The sequence below is a fragment of the Mycetohabitans sp. B2 genome (genome assembly GCF_021733735.1).
GTDB lineage: Bacteria > Pseudomonadota > Gammaproteobacteria > Burkholderiales > Burkholderiaceae > Mycetohabitans > Mycetohabitans rhizoxinica.
This window is the reverse complement of record NZ_JAHKSP010000046.1, coordinates 98,331-116,083: the sequence shown is the minus strand read 5'-3', so window position 1 is coordinate 116,083 and position 17,753 is coordinate 98,331. Positions and strand designations below refer to the sequence as shown.

16 protein-coding genes and 2 pseudogenes are annotated in these 17,753 nt (G+C 63.4%); 11 read left to right on the top strand and 7 right to left on the bottom strand.

What is annotated here, in order from left to right; all coding sequences use genetic code 11:
- The first annotated feature begins 210 nt into the window (after positions 1–210).
- Together KPG66_RS09585 and KPG66_RS09580 are read left to right on the top strand one after the other, a co-directional pair.
- A complete protein-coding gene (locus KPG66_RS09585) occupies positions 211–990 on the top strand; it encodes an SDR family oxidoreductase (RefSeq protein WP_041754407.1) in 780 nt (259 codons plus the stop codon).
- Positions 991–1,041: 51 nt separating this feature from the next.
- Positions 1,042–1,172, top strand: a pseudogene (locus KPG66_RS09580) (methylglyoxal synthase); the annotation flags it as partial.
- On the opposite strand, the gene KPG66_RS09575 reads toward KPG66_RS09580, so the two are convergent.
- Positions 1,164–2,435: an F-box protein gene (locus KPG66_RS09575; RefSeq protein ID WP_370645084.1), complete on the bottom strand. Its 1,272-nt coding sequence runs from the start codon at positions 2,433–2,435 to the stop codon at positions 1,164–1,166. The pseudogene KPG66_RS09580 and the gene KPG66_RS09575 sit on opposite strands and share 9 nt — an antisense overlap.
- A 428-nt stretch (positions 2,436–2,863) precedes the next feature.
- Between KPG66_RS09575 and KPG66_RS09570 the strand changes: the two genes are divergently transcribed.
- From KPG66_RS09570 to KPG66_RS09555, 4 genes are all read left to right on the top strand, one after another.
- A complete protein-coding gene (locus KPG66_RS09570) occupies positions 2,864–5,680 on the top strand; it encodes a DUF4118 domain-containing protein (protein ID WP_013435934.1) in 2,817 nt (938 codons plus the stop codon).
- Positions 5,677–6,375, top strand: coding sequence for a two-component system response regulator KdpE (gene kdpE, locus KPG66_RS09565; RefSeq protein ID WP_013435933.1), 699 nt, complete (start codon positions 5,677–5,679; stop codon positions 6,373–6,375). The genes KPG66_RS09570 and kdpE overlap by 4 nt, the downstream gene beginning before the upstream one ends.
- Positions 6,376–6,539: 164 nt before the next feature.
- Positions 6,540–6,860, top strand: coding sequence for a DMT family transporter (locus tag KPG66_RS09560; protein ID WP_237070758.1), 321 nt, complete (start codon positions 6,540–6,542; stop codon positions 6,858–6,860).
- Positions 6,861–6,983: 123 nt separating this feature from the next.
- A complete protein-coding gene (locus KPG66_RS09555) occupies positions 6,984–7,619 on the top strand; it encodes a DUF4126 domain-containing protein (protein WP_237070757.1) in 636 nt (211 codons plus the stop codon).
- A 275-nt stretch (positions 7,620–7,894) separates the two neighbouring features.
- On the opposite strand, the gene KPG66_RS09550 is transcribed toward KPG66_RS09555, so the two are convergent.
- The 6 genes from KPG66_RS09550 to KPG66_RS09525 all read right to left on the bottom strand — a co-directional run bounded on the left by KPG66_RS09550 (position 7,895) and on the right by KPG66_RS09525 (position 11,904).
- Complete coding sequence (locus tag KPG66_RS09550; protein ID WP_237070779.1) at positions 7,895–8,479, bottom strand: TIGR00730 family Rossman fold protein; 585 nt, start codon at positions 8,477–8,479, stop codon at positions 7,895–7,897.
- Positions 8,479–9,234 (bottom strand): TetR/AcrR family transcriptional regulator, encoded by a 756-nt coding sequence (locus tag KPG66_RS09545; protein WP_237070756.1) that lies wholly within the window; start codon positions 9,232–9,234, stop codon positions 8,479–8,481. Before KPG66_RS09545 ends, KPG66_RS09550 begins: the two co-directional genes overlap by 1 nt.
- A 350-nt stretch (positions 9,235–9,584) precedes the next feature.
- Entirely contained in the window at positions 9,585–10,088 is a 504-nt protein-coding gene (locus tag KPG66_RS09540; protein WP_237070755.1) for an RDD family protein, read from the bottom strand.
- Positions 10,085–10,894: a DUF3106 domain-containing protein gene (locus KPG66_RS09535; RefSeq protein WP_237070754.1), complete on the bottom strand. Its 810-nt coding sequence runs from the start codon at positions 10,892–10,894 to the stop codon at positions 10,085–10,087. The genes KPG66_RS09540 and KPG66_RS09535 overlap by 4 nt, the downstream gene beginning before the upstream one ends.
- A gap of 24 nt (positions 10,895–10,918) precedes the next feature.
- Positions 10,919–11,344 (bottom strand): DUF3619 family protein, encoded by a 426-nt coding sequence (locus tag KPG66_RS09530; RefSeq protein ID WP_237070753.1) that lies wholly within the window; start codon positions 11,342–11,344, stop codon positions 10,919–10,921.
- Positions 11,341–11,904, bottom strand: coding sequence for an RNA polymerase sigma factor (locus KPG66_RS09525; protein WP_237070752.1), 564 nt, complete (start codon positions 11,902–11,904; stop codon positions 11,341–11,343). The genes KPG66_RS09530 and KPG66_RS09525 overlap by 4 nt, the downstream gene beginning before the upstream one ends.
- A 324-nt stretch (positions 11,905–12,228) precedes the next feature.
- Between KPG66_RS09525 and KPG66_RS09520 the strand changes: the two genes are divergently transcribed.
- The 5 genes and pseudogenes from KPG66_RS09520 to pssA all read left to right on the top strand — a co-directional run.
- On the top strand, positions 12,229–13,998 hold the full coding sequence (locus tag KPG66_RS09520; protein ID WP_237070751.1) for an acetolactate synthase 3 catalytic subunit: 1,770 nt from the start codon (positions 12,229–12,231) through the stop codon (positions 13,996–13,998).
- 122 nt (positions 13,999–14,120) lie between these two features.
- Positions 14,121–14,612, top strand: a complete 492-nt coding sequence (ilvN, locus tag KPG66_RS09515) for an acetolactate synthase small subunit (RefSeq protein ID WP_013435922.1) — start codon at positions 14,121–14,123, stop codon at positions 14,610–14,612.
- Between the two features lie 89 nt (positions 14,613–14,701).
- Positions 14,702–15,718, top strand: coding sequence for a ketol-acid reductoisomerase (ilvC, locus tag KPG66_RS09510; RefSeq protein ID WP_237070750.1), 1,017 nt, complete (start codon positions 14,702–14,704; stop codon positions 15,716–15,718).
- A gap of 183 nt (positions 15,719–15,901) precedes the next feature.
- On the top strand, positions 15,902–16,540 hold the full coding sequence (locus KPG66_RS09505; protein ID WP_041753730.1) for a phosphatidylserine decarboxylase: 639 nt from the start codon (positions 15,902–15,904) through the stop codon (positions 16,538–16,540).
- 19 nt (positions 16,541–16,559) lie between these two features.
- Positions 16,560–17,411 (top strand): annotated as a pseudogene (pssA, locus tag KPG66_RS09500) (CDP-diacylglycerol--serine O-phosphatidyltransferase); the annotation flags it as partial.
- Between the last annotated feature and the right edge of the window lie 342 nt (positions 17,412–17,753).

Genomic DNA, 17,753 nt, shown 5'->3' with positions numbered 1-17,753 from the left:
CGTCAAACTAATCCAGTTTACTCAAATATAGGCGCAAGCCCCAACGTGATCGTCAATGTGGCAGTGCGCGTGAACGCGATGCAGCCGATTCCAATACAATCGGCGCTTGGCGGCAAACGCGGGGCGCGGCCGCGCGTGGCTGCGCCATCCGGCGGTATCGCCGCACGGGGCGGGGCGGTCAGCGGGCCGCCATCAGATGAGGAGCTATCGATGGATCTGGGCATCGCCGGACGCACCGCGCTGGTTTGCGCGGCTAGCAAGGGGCTGGGGCGCGGCTGCGCACAAGCGCTGGCCGCTGAGGGGGTAGACTTGGTGATCGTGGCGCGCACTGCCGACACGCTGCAGGCCACCGCACAGGCGATTCGCGCGAGCACGGGCGTGAGCGTGAGCGCGATCGCCTGCGATATCACCACCGAGGCGGGCCGGGCCGCCGCGCTCGCCGCATGCCCGCAGCCGGACATCCTGGTCAACAACGCAGGCGGCCCGCCGCCCGGCGACTTTCGCGATTTTACGCATGAGGACTGGATTCGTGCGCTGGAAGCCAACATGCTCACCCCGATCGAGCTGATCAAGGCGACGATTGACGGCATGATCGCGCGCGGCTTTGGGCGCATTGTTAATATCACCAGTTCGTCGGTTAAGGCGCCGATCGACGTGCTGGGCTTGTCCAACGGCGCACGCGCCGGGTTGACCGGCTTCGTGGCCGGCGTAGCCCGCAAGGTGGCGCAGCACAACGTGACGATCAATAATTTGCTGCCGGGCCAGTTCGCGACAGACCGCCTGCTGCATACGCTAGATGCGCAGGCCGCCGCGCAGGGCATCGACCCGGTCGCATTTCGGCGCCAGCGGGAGAAGGCGGTGCCGGCCGGCCGCTTCGGCGACAGCGCGGAGTTCGGCGCGGCCTGCGCCTTCCTGTGCAGCGCGCATGCGTCGTATATCACCGGCCAAAACCTGTTAATCGACGGCGGCGCATACCCTGGCACGTTCTGACGCGTGCGCCTCGCCGATCCCGTTCGAAGCATCCACAAAAGGACAGCGCCCATGACCACCCGTATCGCGTTGATCGCGCACGATCACAAGAAAGACGACATCGTCACGTTGTGTGGCGAATAGAGGTGCACGTGCTCAGCCGCTGCGAGCTTGTGGCAACGGGCACGACCGGCTCATCGATCTTGCTGCCCTAGCGTCATCTCGGCGTGGTCGTCAGCGTCGATGATGCGTGCGATCGCGGCGCGTGCCGCGCTGCGTTCATCGGCGCGCAGGAACGCGATCTGGTTGAGTGCATGCTGGATGACATTTGAGGCCGGCCCGCTCGCGTTGGGCGGTAGCAGCATGACTGCCTTATGCCAGGCCGCTGCTCGCGTGTCGACGTGCAACGCCGGGACGGTTTCCAGCAGCGTCTGTGCGGCGTCAATAGGGTACTGCGACGGCCAGCGCTCGATCATCGCGTACAGGGAATACAGCTGTGCCGGTTGCAGCTCCGCCGGGAACATCGGCAATGCCCGGAGCAGCCCGAGCCACGCTTCGGCCATCGCCGGTTGCGGCAGCGACATCGCGATCTGTCGAATCTGGCCATACTCCGCGATACTTGTCTGACGGCCCAACGCCGGCAGTGCGACACACAGTGCCGCCGTTGCCTTGCCCTGGTCGGACGGTGGAAGGCTCAACAGCGCGTGCCGCAGCGTACGGTACCATTGCGTGGCTTGATGCAGCGTCGCTGCGTCGCGTACATTGAATCCGTACACGAATGCCGGCAACTGGATCGCGAGCGTACTGATCAGCGCCGCCCGCTCGGTCGTGTCAAGCTGCGGGATCCATGCGACGAGTTCATCGTATCGCTGGATGAACCGTTCGCGCGGCAGCACGTGCAATTGCGATGCGAGGGCGACTCCATAGCGCGACGATATCGAATGGCGCTGCCACACCTGCGCGTAACAAAATTCGTACGCGTTGGCGCGAACACTTGGGTTCAGGTATTTCAACGTGTTAATCACTGTCCTACTGATCGCATAACCTCCGGCAGGCAATTGCGCAGCAGCGGTGAATACCGATTCGAAGGCTGCTGCTTGATCGCGTTCGGGAAAGTTGTTGCGCAGCAGTTGCGTCAACAGGGTCAAGATCGGGAAGATGCGCAGCCCAGGCTGCTCGACGATGTCATGCTCGATCTGTGCCAGTAGCGCACGTACGCCGGCGGCGTCGACTACAGTTTTGGCGTGATGGGCATAGCGCTTGGAGAGAAGCTGCTCGCGTAGTACGGCATGGGTGTGTCGCTCGACCATCGACAGGTGGCAAAGATCGCGGGTGTCCAGATAGCGGCCGATTTGGACGATCAACTCGTCGGGCAAGTCGCAATAGCCGGCTGCTCGCGTGCCTGCCGCACCGGCGCGGGGCTGCAGGTATCGATGAGCCAGCAACGCTGGCCTGGGCTCGGGCATCGGTTGATGCTGTCGTTCCTCTCGTGTCACGGATAAAGCGGCTTCGAGGGCCGCGACCGGAACGTTTGCATCGGTGTCCATTTATCTCTCCTAGTATTGGCCAGTCGCGATGGGCTCGCGGGGGGCCGCGGGGGCCATCTATAACGGTGAGCCTTGATTCAACCGCAACGGCCGCCGCGCGTGTCTGTCGCCGTCGATAAGCAGACGGGACTTGACGGATGAAGCGAGCATACTAGCCATATTGTGAGCGTACACTGACATGATTTGGCGCCGCCTGTTTCACATTGGATGCGTTTTGAGCACGCGCGCGCCATGCAGCCACGCTTGTGCTGGGTCGGCTTCGCGCGAAAGATCGTTTACGGTGCTCAGGCTCGGGCATACTGGAGCCCGCACGCAGGCGCGGCCTGCCTTGGACTTTCAATACGTGAATGGAACGCCCCGATCCTGACGAATTGCTCGACAAGTTGCAACGCGAGGAGGAAAAAAAACAGCGCGGCAAGCTGAAAATTTTTTTTGGCGCGTCGGCGGGCGTGGGTAAGACGTTCGCGATGCTGCAGGCGGCACGGCGATGCCGCGACGAAGGCGTTGACGTCGTGGTCGGCGTGGCGGAAACCCATGGACGCAGGGAAACCTTGGCGCTGCTCGATGGATTGCCGTCGATTCCCGCTGCCCGTTATCCGTATCGCGGCAAGGTGCTGCCGGAATTCGATCTGAACGCGGCGCTAGCACGCAGGCCGCAGTTGATCCTGGTCGATGAGCTTGCGCATTCGAACGTGCCCGGCGCACGCCACTTGAAGCGTTGGCAGGATGTGCAGGAACTGCTGGATGCCGGGATCGACGTCTACACGACGCTCAACGTTCAGCATCTTGAAAGCCTAAACGATGTGATTGGCCAGATCACTGGCATTCGCGTATGGGAAACGATCCCGGACCGAATATTCGATCTGGCCGACGAGGTCACGCTGGTGGATCTGCCTGCGGACGAGCTGCTCGCGCGCTTGCGCGACGGCAAGGTCTATCTGCCACAGCAGGCAGAGCACGCGGTCCGCCATTTCTTTCGCAAGGGCAACCTGATCGCGTTGCGGGAGCTGGCGTTGCGACGCACCGCGGATCGGGTGGATGCGCAGATGCGCGAGTATCGCGCGGATCAGTCGATCGAGCGCGTCTGGCACGCGCGCGAGCGGATCATCGCGTGCGTCGGCCCGGGCTCGGAGAGTGCGACGCTGGTGCGCGCAGCCGCGCGGCTCGCGGCGAGCTTGAAGGCGGATTGGCTGGCGGTCTATGTCGAGACGCCGACGCTGCAACGGCTGCCGGACACCGTCCGAAAGCGCACTCTCGATGCGTTGAAGTTGGCCGCCGAGCTAGGCGCCGAGACAGTGACGCTAGATGGGCCCGACGCGGCCCGTACGCTGCTGGCTTATGCGAGGATGCGCAACGTATCTAGGCTCGTCGCCGGTGTGCCGCGCACGCGACGCTGGCTTGCCCCGTCGGTCGGCGAGCGGTTGCTGCAATCGGCGTCCGACATCGACGTGACGCTGGTGGGCGCCGGCCGCGCGCACCAGCGGCGTGGCGCACGCGGCGACGTGCGCAGCTTCGCGTCGTTGCTGGGTGACGAGCGCCGCTCGAAGCTGCGTTACTACGCGTATGCGGCGGCGATCAGTGCCGGCATCACGGTGGTGGCGACCGAGTTGCTGCACCGGATCGATCTGGCGAACCTGGCCATGCTATACCTGCTCGGTGTGATCTTTGCTGCCGCGAGGCTGGGGCGTGGTCCGGGCGTACTGATATCGTTTCTCAGCGTCGCGTCGTTCGACTTTTTCTTCGTGCCGCCGCGTATATCGCTGTCGGTGTCCGACACGCAATACCTATTGACGTTCGCCGTGATGCTGCTCACGTCGCTGACGATCAGCCATCTGACGTCGAGCCTGCGCCGGCAGGCGCGTATCGCGACGCTGCGCGAGCGGCGCACCAGCGCGATGTACGCGATGACGCGTGAGCTGGGTGCCGCGCTTGCCACCGACCAGATCATCGAGATCGGCATGCGGCATGTCGCAGAAGTGTTCCAGGCGCGCGTGGCGATCTTGTTGCCGGACAGCCACGACAAAGTCAGGCAGAAGGTCGAGGAGCCGGATCCGGCAATCATGCTGCAGCCGCCGGCACTCGATACCGATATCGCGCAATGGGTCTATGACCAGCAAAAGCCCGCCGGGCAGAGCACCGATACGTTGCCGGCCGCCGACGCGCTCTATCTGCCGCTGAAGGCGCCAATGCGCACGCGCGGTGTGCTGGCACTGGTGGTGTCGCGCTTTGAGGACCTGGCCGTGCCCGAGCAGCGTCGCATGATCGATACGTTTGCTGCACAGATCGCACTCGCGCTGGAGCGCGTGCACTACGTCGAGATCGCGCAGGACGCGTTGGTCAGCATGGAGTCCGAGCGGCTGCGCAACTCGCTGTTATCGGCCATTTCGCACGACTTGCGCACGCCGCTGACGGCCATCGTCGGCTTTGCGTCGATGCTCGCCGAGCAGCAAAGCGGTGGTGCGCCGCCTCGGCCGCAGGCCGAGCGCGACCTGATTGAGGCGATCCACGAGGAAGCGCTGCGCATGACGCGCTTGGTGACCAACTTGTTGGATATGGCCCGGCTGCAGGCCGGCGCGGTCCGGCTCAATCGCCAGTGGTTGATGCTCGAGGAAATGGTGGGCGCCGCACTCGCCGCATGCCGCCGGAGCCTGGCCGCCCATCCGGTGCACACGCGCGTGCCGGCCGAGCTGCCGCTGCTGCGGCTCGATCCGGTGCTGATGGAGCATTTGTTCGCCAACTTGTTCGAGAATGCGGCGAAGTACACGCCGACCGGCGCGCCACTGTCGATTGATGCGGGTGTGGTCGAGGACGGCGCGCGCCGCTATGTCAAAGTGGCGATCGAGGATAGCGGCCCCGGCCTGCCGCCGGGCATGCAAGCGCGCGTGTTCGACAAGTTTACGCGCGGCGAAAAGGAATCGGCTAAACCCGGCATTGGCCTCGGGTTGGCGATCTGTCGGGCCATCGTCGATGCTCACGGCGGTCGAATCGGCGCGGAAAACCGCGTCGATGTGCAAGGCCGCGTGCTGGGGGCGCGCTTCTGGTTCATGTTGCCGGCCGATGAGGTACCGCCAGGCAGCGGCGAAGTGCTGGATGAGGCGCAGGAACAGGATGCCGATGCGGCGCGCAGTGGGCATGTGGTTAGCGAAATCACGCCGAAATCATGAGTGAGCCGAACGTGACGATTGTCCTGATCGAGGATGAAAAGCAAATCCGTCGTTTCGTGGGTACCTCGCTGCAAGCGCAGGGCATGACAGTATTCGACGCGGACACGGGTCGACAGGGGCTGGTCGAGGCCGCCACGCGCCGGGCGGACCTGGTAATCGTGGACCTAGGCTTGCCCGATACCGACGGCCTGGACGTGATCCGCGAATTGCGCGGATGGACCGATCTGCCGATCATTGTGTTATCCGCACGCAGCCAGGAAGAGCAGAAAGTGGCCGCGTTGGATGCAGGGGCGGACGACTACCTGACCAAGCCGTTCGGCGTGTCAGAGCTGCTGGCGCGGATCCGCGCGCAGTTGCGCCGGCGCAATCGCGGCGGCCAGGACGACATGCCGCAAGTCCAGTTCGGCGGCATCGTCGTGGACTTGAGCGCACGCCGCGTGACCCGGAATGGCGAGGTGGTGCATTTGACGCCGATCGAATACCGGCTGCTGGTCACGCTGGTGCGCCATGCCGGCCGCGTGCTGACGCACCGCCAGCTGCTGCGCGACGTCTGGGGGCCGTCACATGTGGAGAGCCATCATTACTTGCGCATTTACATGGGGCATCTGCGACAGAAGCTGGAGCGCGATCCTGCGCAGCCCGAGCACATCGTGACCGAAACGGGTGTTGGATACCGGCTCGCCGGCGTGCAGTAGCGGCCTCAGTAGCAGCCTCGCCTGATGCGGCGCTGTGTTGCAGCACGGCCACGCTCGGCAGCGCGCACGGCACTTTGATAGAATCGACGCAACCTGTTGTGCGGGACGGCCCGCGCGCTACGGTTCGTATCGGGGACGACCCCATTTCGTTAAGGTGGTAGCCGATGGCGTGGATCTTTCTTGTGATTGCGGGCCTGCTCGAAGTCGCATGGGCCGCCGGCCTGAAGAGCTCGGATGGCTTTTCTCGGCCTGGCTGGTCGATCTTCACAGTGGTGACGGCGCTGGCCAGCTTCGGTTTGCTGGCGCTGGCGATGAAACAGTTGCCATTGGGCACCGCGTATGCGGTGTGGACCGGCATCGGCGCGCTGGGCGCGTTTGTGTTCGGTATCGTGATGATGGGTGAGGCGCTGACGCCGGCCCGGGCGGGCAGTGCAGTACTGATCCTGGCCGGGCTGATTGGCTTGAAGCTCACATCTGGCCATTGAGCCAGCCGGCGCACGCGCGGCAACTGTCGCTATAATGGTTTTAGGTTTATTCAACACTGACGCTTGCGGCGCGCGCTGCACTGGCCCTTGCCGGTGTGCGCGGGGGCGCGCAAGGAGGCGGGAATGCTCTACGCCCTTTCTCTGGCAACCGGGCTTGCGTGGGCAAGCGGACTGCGCTTGTACCTGACGGTTCTGTTGACCGGCCTGCTCGCGTCGTTCGACGTCGTGCGTCTTCCCGATGCGTTGTCGCTACTGGGTTCGCCATGGATCATCGGCGCCGCAGTGCTGTTTGCGATCGCCGAATTCCTGGCCGACAAGGTGCCCGCGGTCGACTCGCTATGGGACGCACTGCACACGCTGATTCGCATCCCGGCTGGCGCGATGCTCGCTTATGGCGCGGCCGGCTATGCCGATCCGCGCGTCTTGGCGGCGGCGGCGTTGGCCGGCGCGGCGATCGCCGGCACCGCGCATCTGGTCAAGGCCGGCGCCCGCGCGTTAATTAATCTCGCACAGCAGCCGCCATCGACCTGGGTCGTGTCGTTTGTGGAGGACACGATCGCCGTCGCCGGGCTGTTGCTCGCGTTGTTCATGCCGGGGCTGTTCCTGCTGTGCATGCTGGTGTTCCTGGCGCTTGCCGCGTATGCGTTGCCGCCGTTGTGGCACGGTGTGCAGCTTGGCTTTCGCGGCATGGCGACGGACATGGTGCCGGTGCGCCGTCAGTTCGCGCCGTTGGTGGCACGCGCGACGCGCGGTAAATGATTGGCGCCGATTTCGTCGTGCGGGCAGACTATCCTGTTGAGCTGCTATTCGCGTCGCCCGCTCGCTCGGCCTCGCCACGGCCCGTACTACGATCTTCCTCAGTATGGGGTCAGCCGCGCGGTGGCTACTTCTGCCAGCGCAGCACGCCACGTCGACACGCCGGTTTCCCGGCTGGCGGCGCTCAAGGCAGTGTCGTCCGGGTGTCCGTTGCGTGGCAGGGTGCGGATCATCCGCCCGCCGGGCACGCCGCGTCCGCCGCGACCCGCCCCATGCGACTAGACCGCTTCGCGCTTCTCCGACCACTTGTCGCCGACCGGCGGGACGTAGCGTTGCAGCTTGTCGAGCAACGCGTCGGCGTCTGATTCCACCTGGAGCAGCCCAATGTAGTCGTGCCGCATGAAGCCCTCATTGGCGGTGTGACGCAGCATTGCCAGCAGTGGATCGTAATAGCCGGCGACGTTGAGCAGACCGATCGGCTTTTGGTGATAGCCAAGTTGCGCCCACGTGTAGACCTCGAACAACTCCTCGAACGTGCCGGCGCCGCCAGGTAGCGCGACGAACGCATCGCTCAGGTCAGCCATCATTTTCTTGCGCTCGTGCATGTTCGCGACAACGTGCAACTCGGACAAGCCGCGATGACCGACTTCCTTGTCGATCAACAGCTGCGGGATCACGCCGATCGCATGGCCTTGCGCTTGCAGCACGGCATCCGCGATCTCGCCCATCAAGCCGACGTGGCCTCCGCCATAGATCAGTGTGAGGCCCGCTTGCGCGAGCGCGCGACCGAACGCCTGCGCCGCCTGCCGGTATTCGTCCCGACGGCCGATAGCGGAGCCACAATATACGCACACCGAACTCATCATCGCGCCCCCTTCGGGCGTTGCGTCTCGGCCTTGCCCGCGTCGGACTGTGCCTCGCCCCTGCCATCGCGCGGCGGCAGGTAGGCGGTGAATTCGCGCATCGGCAACCGGCCGGATACCAGGTCATCGAACAATTGGCGTGAACGTCCGCGCAGATAAGGGGCCATCAGCGATACGATGTGCAGGCTCGCCTGGTGCAATTCGGCCTGGATCGCCTCCTGGTCGTTGTACTTGCGCGGGTTCATCACGAATTGGTACGACAGCCAATAGGTCGAGATCACGCCAATGTTGGTCGAGATTACGCTGATCTCCTGGGGCGTTGCTTCCATCTCGCCGTCGGCGATCAATTGCTCGCACAACTGGCGCGCGAAATTGACTTTGTGCGTGATGATCTGCTTGAAGTGCGTCTCCAATGTGCGGTTGCGCGCCAGCAAATCATTCAGGTCCCGATAGAGGAACCGGTACGTCCACAGAAAATCCGCCATGTATGCCAGATAGGCCCACATCTCGTCGATGGTCGGACGATGGTCATCGGGAAAGCGCAGTCGCTTGCCGATCTCTTGCTCGAACTGAGCAAAGATGCTGTTGATGATGTCGTCTTTGTTGCGGAAATGGTAGTACAGGTTTCCCGGGCTGATTTCCATTTCCTCGGCGATCGTCGTCGTCGTGACGTTCGGCTCGCCGATCTCATTGAAGAGTCGCAACGACAGTTCGAGGATTCGGTCGCGGGTGCGACGGGGCGGTTTCGATTCCATGGCGTCGGCTCTGTGCGCCGGAAACTCCGGCTGGTGGGCTCGCACGGGCGAGATCGCCGGATTATAAACTGCCGTTCTCGCACTGAGGCGTGGGCTTTATTATATCGGACAGATTGATAGGTTTAGCAGACCTATGTAATAGATTCAGTGGAACCCTGCAGAAGTGCGAGCGCTGAGAGCGGCGGGTCGGCGCGCCATGCTCGGTCCGTTTCAGCGGCGCCCGGCAGCGGCTCGCCAGGCCGGGAGCGTTCAATATCGCGCAACAGGAAGCGGTATCGATGTGTGCCGGAGCCGTCCTCGGCGTCGACAACAGGCGGCGCGTTCGACGCGACAATCACAAGACGTTCTTATTACGGGGCAGCCACAATGCGGGTGCCGGCCAGCCGGTCATGCAACCATTGCCGATCCGGATCCAGCCATTGCGTGCTGGCCCATAGCGCCATCCACGCGAACAGCGCGAACAGCGTGTGCGGCACCGACTCACCGAGCATCGAATGGAGCGCCAGCGGCGGTAGGAACCATAGCCAGGCAAGCACGTAGCGCAGCATCGCGCGCCCCATCCCGAGCGGTGCGAGCGCATGGTCAACGAGCCGCAGTCGCCAAGTTTTCATTGGCAATGTCTGGCCGCCATGGGTCCAGAACCAGATGAAATACGCGCCGACGATGAGGGCGATCCAGCCGGCCAACAGGTTGTGATACGTCAAGCCATTGCGTTGCTGGGTCAGCGTGCTGAATAGGCAGCCGGCAATGAAGACGACGCCAAACAGGATCACGCCTTCGTAGACCGCGCACAGCAAGCGGCGCCACAGCGATGGGGCGCAGCTATGACGCAGGTGTTCGCGCAGCAGATTCACTGCGCGTGATCGTTGAAGAACCACGGCACCGACTGCGCCGGCTTTTCCGGCTCGGTCTGTGAGCCGGCGGCCGAGGGCGATGTCAACGCAGCGGCCGATGCCGACGGTGCTGGATTGGCGCCAGGTGGTGTGCCTGGGCCGCCCGTTGCCGCACTTGCCGAGGCGCCGGCACGTGGCGCGGCCGCGGCGGCATCGGCGCGTTCGCGCGCGCGCTCAAGCTTGCCCAAGTCCTTGATTTCACGCTTACCGCTCGGTGGCGCGCTGACTACGGTCGGGCGCCGTGTTTGCTCGGCGGCCGCCAGCTTGCGCTTCAATTCGTCGGGCAATTGCTGATAGGCGCTCCACGCCTTCTCGCGCGCTTGTACAGAGAGTTCCTTGGACAACTGGTAATTTTCACGCGCGACGCGCCGCTGCTCCGGCGTCATGCGGATCCACTCGGCCATGCGTTGATGCAGTCGCTGCTGCTCTTCTGGGCGCATTTTCGGATATCTGGCTACGATTTTCAGCCATTTGCGCTTGCGCTCGTCGCTGAAATGATCCCATTGGGGGGCCAGCGGCGCCAGCGCGTTGCGCTGCGCTGCGGTAAGGCGGGCCCAGGACAGTGGGTTGAGCGCATGGGCTGTCATGTCGGCAGCGGCGTGGCCTGTCACTGCTGCCACGCCGCTGCCGACTGGCGCTGGCGCGGCGTCAGACGGCGACGCGCGGGACGACGATGCTGGGTGAAAGCGCGGATAGGTTGCCCCGAACGCGACAAGCGCAGCAATCACACCCGCATAAACCACAGCCAAACCGTGCTTGTTGTTCACCCGACATTGCTCCTGGTTGGCGTGTCAGTGCCCGCGCGACAGGTACGCGTGAAAGCCGTGGTCCACGTAGGCGGACAGCGGCAACTCGTCGCTGAGCATGGCTGCGTCGATGGCGGCGATGTCGGCCAGGTGCTGCTGGTTTTCCCAGTAGCGGATCGCGGCGAGCCCGCACACCAGCGCCAGTAGCGGCCAGACCAGGGCCAGGCGGCTCCAGCGGGCGCGCTTGTGCGCGCCGCCGGCGCTCGTCGTCGGCACGTTGCCGGCGCCGGCTAGCGCCGGCGCGTATACCGGCCGCGTGCGGGTATCGGGTTTCTTTCTCGCCAGCGCGACCTGTCGCGCGGCCGCCAGCCGGTCAGTTGTCGCGCGCGGCAGACGCGCCGCGCGCTCGTCGAGCGCTCGGCGCACTTTCAGTGCGAATTCGATTTCTTTTGTTTCCGGTGCGAAGCTCATAGTGTGATTCCTTTCGCCTTCAACGCGGCAGCCAGCGCGTGCGTGGCCCGCGAGCAATGGGTCTTGACGCTGCCCTCCGAGCAGCCCATCGCGGCGGCGGTTTCGGCGACATCCATATCTTCCCAATAACGCATCAGAAACGCTTCGCGTTGACGCGCGGGTAGTTTTTGGATTTCCTCGTCAATCAGCGCGAGCACTTGCTCCCGCTCGAGCCGGTCGGCGCTGTTCTCGGCCGCGGTCGTATTGTCCGAGGCCTCGTAAGTTTCCAGCACGTCGAACTCGTCGTCATCGCCGTTGCCCAGTGACGAAAACAGGCTGACCCACGTGTTACGCACCTTCTGGCGGCGAAAGAAATCGTTGGTCGCGTTTTGCAGGATGCGCTGGAACAGCAGCGGCAGTTCGGCCGCAGGCCGCTCGCCGTATTTCTCGGCGAGCTTGATCATGGCGTCCTGGACGACGTCCAGCGCGGCATCGTCATCGCGCACCGCATACGCGACATGCTTGAATGCGCGCCTTTCGACGCCCGCCAGGAAATCGGCGAGTTCCTTGTCTGATGCCATCCGTGTGGAATTCGGCGCGATAGACGACGCGCGGGAAGTGAATTGCCGGCTAGCCCGCGCCCTCGGGGCGCACCAACACAACAAAAACGTCAAAACCCGCGGATGCTAGCAAAAAAACAGGGCCCTGTGGGAAGCTAGCATCTTTTGCTTGACCCTTATTATGCGACCCGATATGGTTATAGATTCGCAATACGCTGTGATTGTCTCATTGAGGCGATGCTCACGAAGCTCGCTTTCTCTTTAAGACGCGCCGCTTGAACCCGTGCCACAAGCCCGGCAGAGAGCCCCCGATCAATTTTTTGCCGAAAATTCGAAAGGTGAACGATGAATATGCCAAGCGCGGAATGCCCCACGTCGGATATCTCCCCTGTTGCTGGAACCGAAACCGGTTCGATCGGCGCGACCGTGCTAATGCGCGCGCTCGCTGATGAAAATGTCGAATTTATTTGGGGATATCCGGGCGGCTCGGTACTCTACATCTACGACGAACTGTATAAGCAGGACAAGATCCAGCACGTGCTGGTGCGCCACGAGCAAGCCGCGGTACACGCCGCGGACGCCTATGCGCGCTCTACCGGCAATGTCGGCGTGTGCCTGGTCACCTCCGGGCCGGGTGTAACGAACGCGGTGACCGGCATCGCCACCGCGTACATGGACTCGATTCCGCTGGTGATTATCAGCGGCCAGGTGCCGACGGCGGCAATCGGTCAGGACGCGTTTCAGGAATGTGACACGGTCGGGATTACGCGGCCGTGTGTGAAGCACAACTTCCTCGTGAAGGACGTGCACGAACTCGCCGCGACGATCAAAAAGGCATTCTACATTGCCCAGAGCGGCCGTCCCGGGCCAGTGCTGATCGACATCCCGAAGGATGTGTCGAAGGCGCCGTGCCACTACGAGCCGATCAAGCACATCGCGCTGCGCTCGTACAACCCGGTCACGAAGGGTCATTCGGGCCAGATCCGCAAGGCGGTCGCATTGCTGCTGTCCGCAAAGCGCCCGTACATCTATACCGGCGGGGGGATCATCCTGGCCGAGGCCTCGCGCGAGTTGAACCAGTTCGCGGACCTGCTCGGCTACCCGGTCACCAACACGCTGATGGGCCTGGGTGGCTATCGCGCGACGGATCGCAAGTTCCTCGGTATGCTCGGCATGCACGGCACGTACGAGGCCAACATGGCGATGCAGCACTGCGACGTGCTGATCGCGATCGGTGCCCGTTTCGACGACCGCGTTATCGGCGACCCCGCGCATTTCGCGAGTACGCCGCGCAAGATCATCCATATCGATATCGACCCCTCGTCGATCTCCAAGCGAGTGAAGGTTGACATCCCGATCGTGGGCGACGTAAAGGAAGTGCTCAAGGAATTGATCGAGCAGTTGCAAGCCGCACCGCACGGCCCGGACGGCGCTGCGTTGGACGCGTGGTGGCAGCAGATCGAGCAGTGGCGCGCCCGCGATTGCTTGCAGTACGACCGCGACAGCGAGATCATCAAGCCGCAGTACGTCGTCGAGAAGCTTCACGAGCTGACCGGCGGTAACGCGTTCGTGTGCTCGGACGTCGGTCAACACCAGATGTGGGCGGCGCAGTTTTACCGCTTCGACAAGCCGCGCCGCTGGATCAATTCCGGGGGGCTCGGGACGATGGGCTTCGGTCTGCCGGCCGCGATGGGCGTGAAGATGGCGCATCCGGACGCTGACGTGGTGTGCATCACTGGCGAGGGCTCGATCCAGATGTGCATTCAAGAGCTGTCCACGTGCAAGCAGTATGAAACGCCGATCAAGATCGTGTCGCTGAACAACCGCTACCTGGGCATGGTCCGGCAGTGGCAGCAACTCGAGTACAACAAGCGCTATTCGCATTCGTACATGGACGCGCTACCGGACTTCGTGAAGCTTGCCCAAGCGTATGGCCATGTCGGCCTGCGCATCGAGCGCAGGGCGGACGTTGAACCGGCGTTGAAAGAGGCATTGCGGCTTAAGGATCGTACCGTGTTTCTCGATTTCCAGACCGACCCGACCGAGAATGTCTGGCCGATGGTTCAGGCCGGCAAGGGCATCACCGAGATGTTGCTTGGCGCAGAGGACCTCTGACGAAGCGCGCGTCGGTGCGCGCGCAGGCGGTGCTGCACGCGTTGCCACACGCGACGAGCGACGCGCAGCGTGCCGCGGGCGGTGCCGGGCGCAGGGACATCGAAACTGGAAAGAGAAACGAGATGCGACACATTATTTCCGTGCTGCTGGAGAATGAACCCGGTGCGTTATCGCGCGTGGTCGGCCTGTTCTCGGCGCGTGGCTACAACATTGAAACCTTGACCGTTGCGCCGACCGAGGACCGCTCGCTGTCGCGCATGACGATCGTGACGATTGGCTCGAACGACGTGATCGAACAGATCACGAAGCATTTGAACCGCCTGATCGAGGTGGTGAAGGTGGTCGACCTGACCGAGGGCGCCCACATCGAGCGCGAGTTGATGTTGATTAAGGTGCGGGCGGTCGGCAAGGAAAGGGAGGAGATGAAGCGAATGTCGGATATCTTCCGCGGCCGCATCATCGACGTCACCGAGAAGACCTACACGATCGAGTTGACCGGGGCGAGTGACAAGCTCGACGCGTTCATCGACGGGATCGATGCCACGGCGGTCCTGGAGACGGTACGCACCGGCGGTTCGGGCATCGGCCGCGGCGAGCGGATCCTGAAGGTCTGACCTGCTGACCTGTCTGGTGCCGCGGCAAGCGGCGTGGCACCGGGGACAATGGACTCTGAATTGAAGCGACAATACGCGAAGGAAATCACATGAAAGTTTATTACGATAAGGACGCCGATCTCTCGTTGATCAAGAACAAGCAAGTCACGATCATCGGCTACGGCTCGCAAGGCCACGCGCACGCGCTGAACTTGCGCGACAGCGGTGTAGATGTGACGGTGGGACTGCGTCGCGGCGGCGCGTCGTGGGCGAAGGCTGAGACCGCTGGCTTGACCGTGAAGGAAGTGGCCGAAGCGGTGAAGGGTGCCGACATCGTGATGATTCTGCTGCCGGACGAGCAAATCGCCGACGTCTACAAGCGCGACGTGCATGAACACATCAAGCAAGGCGCGGCGCTCGCGTTCGCGCATGGCTTCAACGTGCACTATGGCCAAGTGGTACCGCGTGCCGACCTCGACGTGATCATGATCGCACCGAAGGCGCCGGGCCATACGGTGCGCGGGACCTACACGCAGGGTGGCGGCGTGCCGCATCTAGTCGCGGTCGCGCAGAACACGTCGGGCGCGGCGCGCGACATCGCGCTGTCGTACGCGGTGGCCAACGGTGGTGGCCGTGCGGGCATCATCGAGACGAATTTCCGTGAGGAAACCGAGACCGACTTGTTCGGCGAGCAGGCCGTGCTGTGCGGCGGCACGGTCGAGCTGATCAAGGCCGGCTTCGAGACGCTGGTCGAGGCAGGCTACGCGCCCGAGATGGCGTACTTCGAATGTCTGCACGAGTTGAAGCTGATCGTCGACCTGATCTATGAAGGCGGCATTGCGAACATGAACTACTCGATCTCGAACAACGCCGAGTACGGTGAATATGTGACCGGCCCGCGCGTGATCACCGACGAGACGAAGAAGGTGATGAAGGATGTGTTGCGTGATATCCAGACCGGCGAGTACGCGAAAAGCTTCATCCTCGAGAACCGCGCCGGCGCGCCGACGTTGCAATCGCGGCGGCGCCTGACGGCCGAGCACCCGATCGAGACAGTGGGCGCGAAGCTGCGTGCGATGATGCCGTGGATCGCGAAGAACAAGCTGGTCGACCAGTCGAAGAATTGATCTCGCGCGCTTGTACCACGCGCGTGCCATCGCGCGCTTGTACCACGCGCGTGCCATCGCGCGTTTGAGCCGCCCGAGGCGTTATGCCCGGGCGGCTTTTCTTTATTAGCGCGCAGGCCGCGCGCCGCGACAGGCGGCCGGGGTTTGTTATCCTTCTATTTTCTTGGAACTAGCGTTGCCTATATGACTTATCCTCACCCGATCATTGCCCGCGAAGGCTGGCCCTTCATCGCTGTCGCGTTCGTCGTGACGCTACTGATCCATGCATTCGTGGGCTTCGGCTGGGCGTGGCCTTTTTGGCTGCTGACACTGTTCGTCGTGCAGTTCTTTCGCGATCCGCAGCGGCCGGTGCCGCAACAGCCCAATGCCGTGTTGTGCCCGGCCGACGGACGGATCGTCGCGGTTGAGACGGCGCACGATCCGTACGTGAACCGCGACGCGTTGAAGATCAGTGTGTTCATGAACGTGTTCAACGTTCATTCGCAACGCTCGCCGGTTGACGGTGCGGTGACCCAGGTCGAGTATTTCCCCGGCGCCTACCTGAACGCCGCAATCGACAAGGCGTCGCTGGAGAACGAGCGCAACGCAATCGTGCTGCAGACCGCGGACAATCACCTCGTCACCTCGGTGCAGGTGGCCGGATTGATCGCTCGGCGCATCCTGTGCTACGTGCGCACTGGCGAGCCGCTTGCCCGCGGCCAGCGCTATGGCTTCATCCGCTTTGGCTCGCGCGTGGACGTCTATCTGCCGTTGGGCAGCAAGCCGCGGGTGTCGATCGGCGAGAAGGTGCAGGCGTCGGCGACGATCCTGGCCGAGCTTTGAGCGACGCAAGGAGGGCTTGATGGCTGGTTTTAAACCGCGACGCCCGCGTGCGGGCGGGCCGCGTCTGGCGCGGCCGTTCCAGCGCAACCGCACGGTGCAGGAGCAGATCGCGCGGCGCAGCTTGCGGGCCGAGCGCCAACAATTGCTGCGCAAGCGCAGCGTCTACCTGCTGCCCAATGCGTTCACAACCGCTGCATTGTTCTGTGGTTTCTTCGCCGTGGTGCAGGCGATGAACGTGCGCTTCGAGATCGCCGCGATCGCGATCTTCGTCGCAATGGTGCTGGATGGCATGGACGGCCGCGTGGCGCGCATGACGCATACGCAAAGTGCGTTCGGCGAACAGTTCGATAGCTTGTCGGACATGGTGTCGTTTGGTGTCGCGCCGGCGCTGGTGATGTACGAGTGGGTGCTAAAAGATCTAGGCCGCTGGGGGTGGCTTGCCGCATTCGTCTATTGCGCTGGCGCCGCGCTGCGCCTGGCACGCTTCAATACGAACATCGGCGTGGTCGACAAGCGCTATTTTCAGGGCCTGCCGAGTCCGGCCGCTGCCGCGTTGGTGGCCGGCTTCGTGTGGCTGGCCACCGATAACCGGGTGCCGCTCAAGCTCGGCTGGCTGCCGTGGGTTGCATTCGGCCTGACGATCTACGCGGGCGTCACGATGGTCTCCAATGCGCCGTTCTACAGCGGCAAGGCGCTCGACGTCCGGCATCGGGTGCCGTTTGCGGCGATCCTGCTGGTCGTGGTCGCATTTGTGCTCGTGTCGTCCGATCCGCCGCTGATGCTGTTTGGCCTGTTCGTGGTGTACGGTTTGTCCGGCTATGTGTTGTGGATGTGGCGTGCGATGTCGCGCAAGCCTAATCCGGTCGCGTCGGGTACTGCCAAGCCGGCTGCCCACGAGCACGTCACGGACAAGGAGCCGGATAGGGCGCGCGCGGCGGAAAGATCCGCCACGAGCGAGCGCATCGCGGACAAGGGGAGCGACAACGAACACTGCGCGAACAAAGACAACGAGCACCGCGCGGACAAGCGGCCATAGTCGCCGGCTATTGGCGCGATGACACGGTCAGGTCGCATTGCATGTTGGCCTGATTGACGCTATAGTTGGCCGAATGTATATGGCTGCATGGCTTCTACCATCCCTACCAGCTGGCGTGCTATCCCGCGCGCCGGCGTTGGCGCGTCTATCGCGCTGAATCGATCCCGCCTCCGCTCT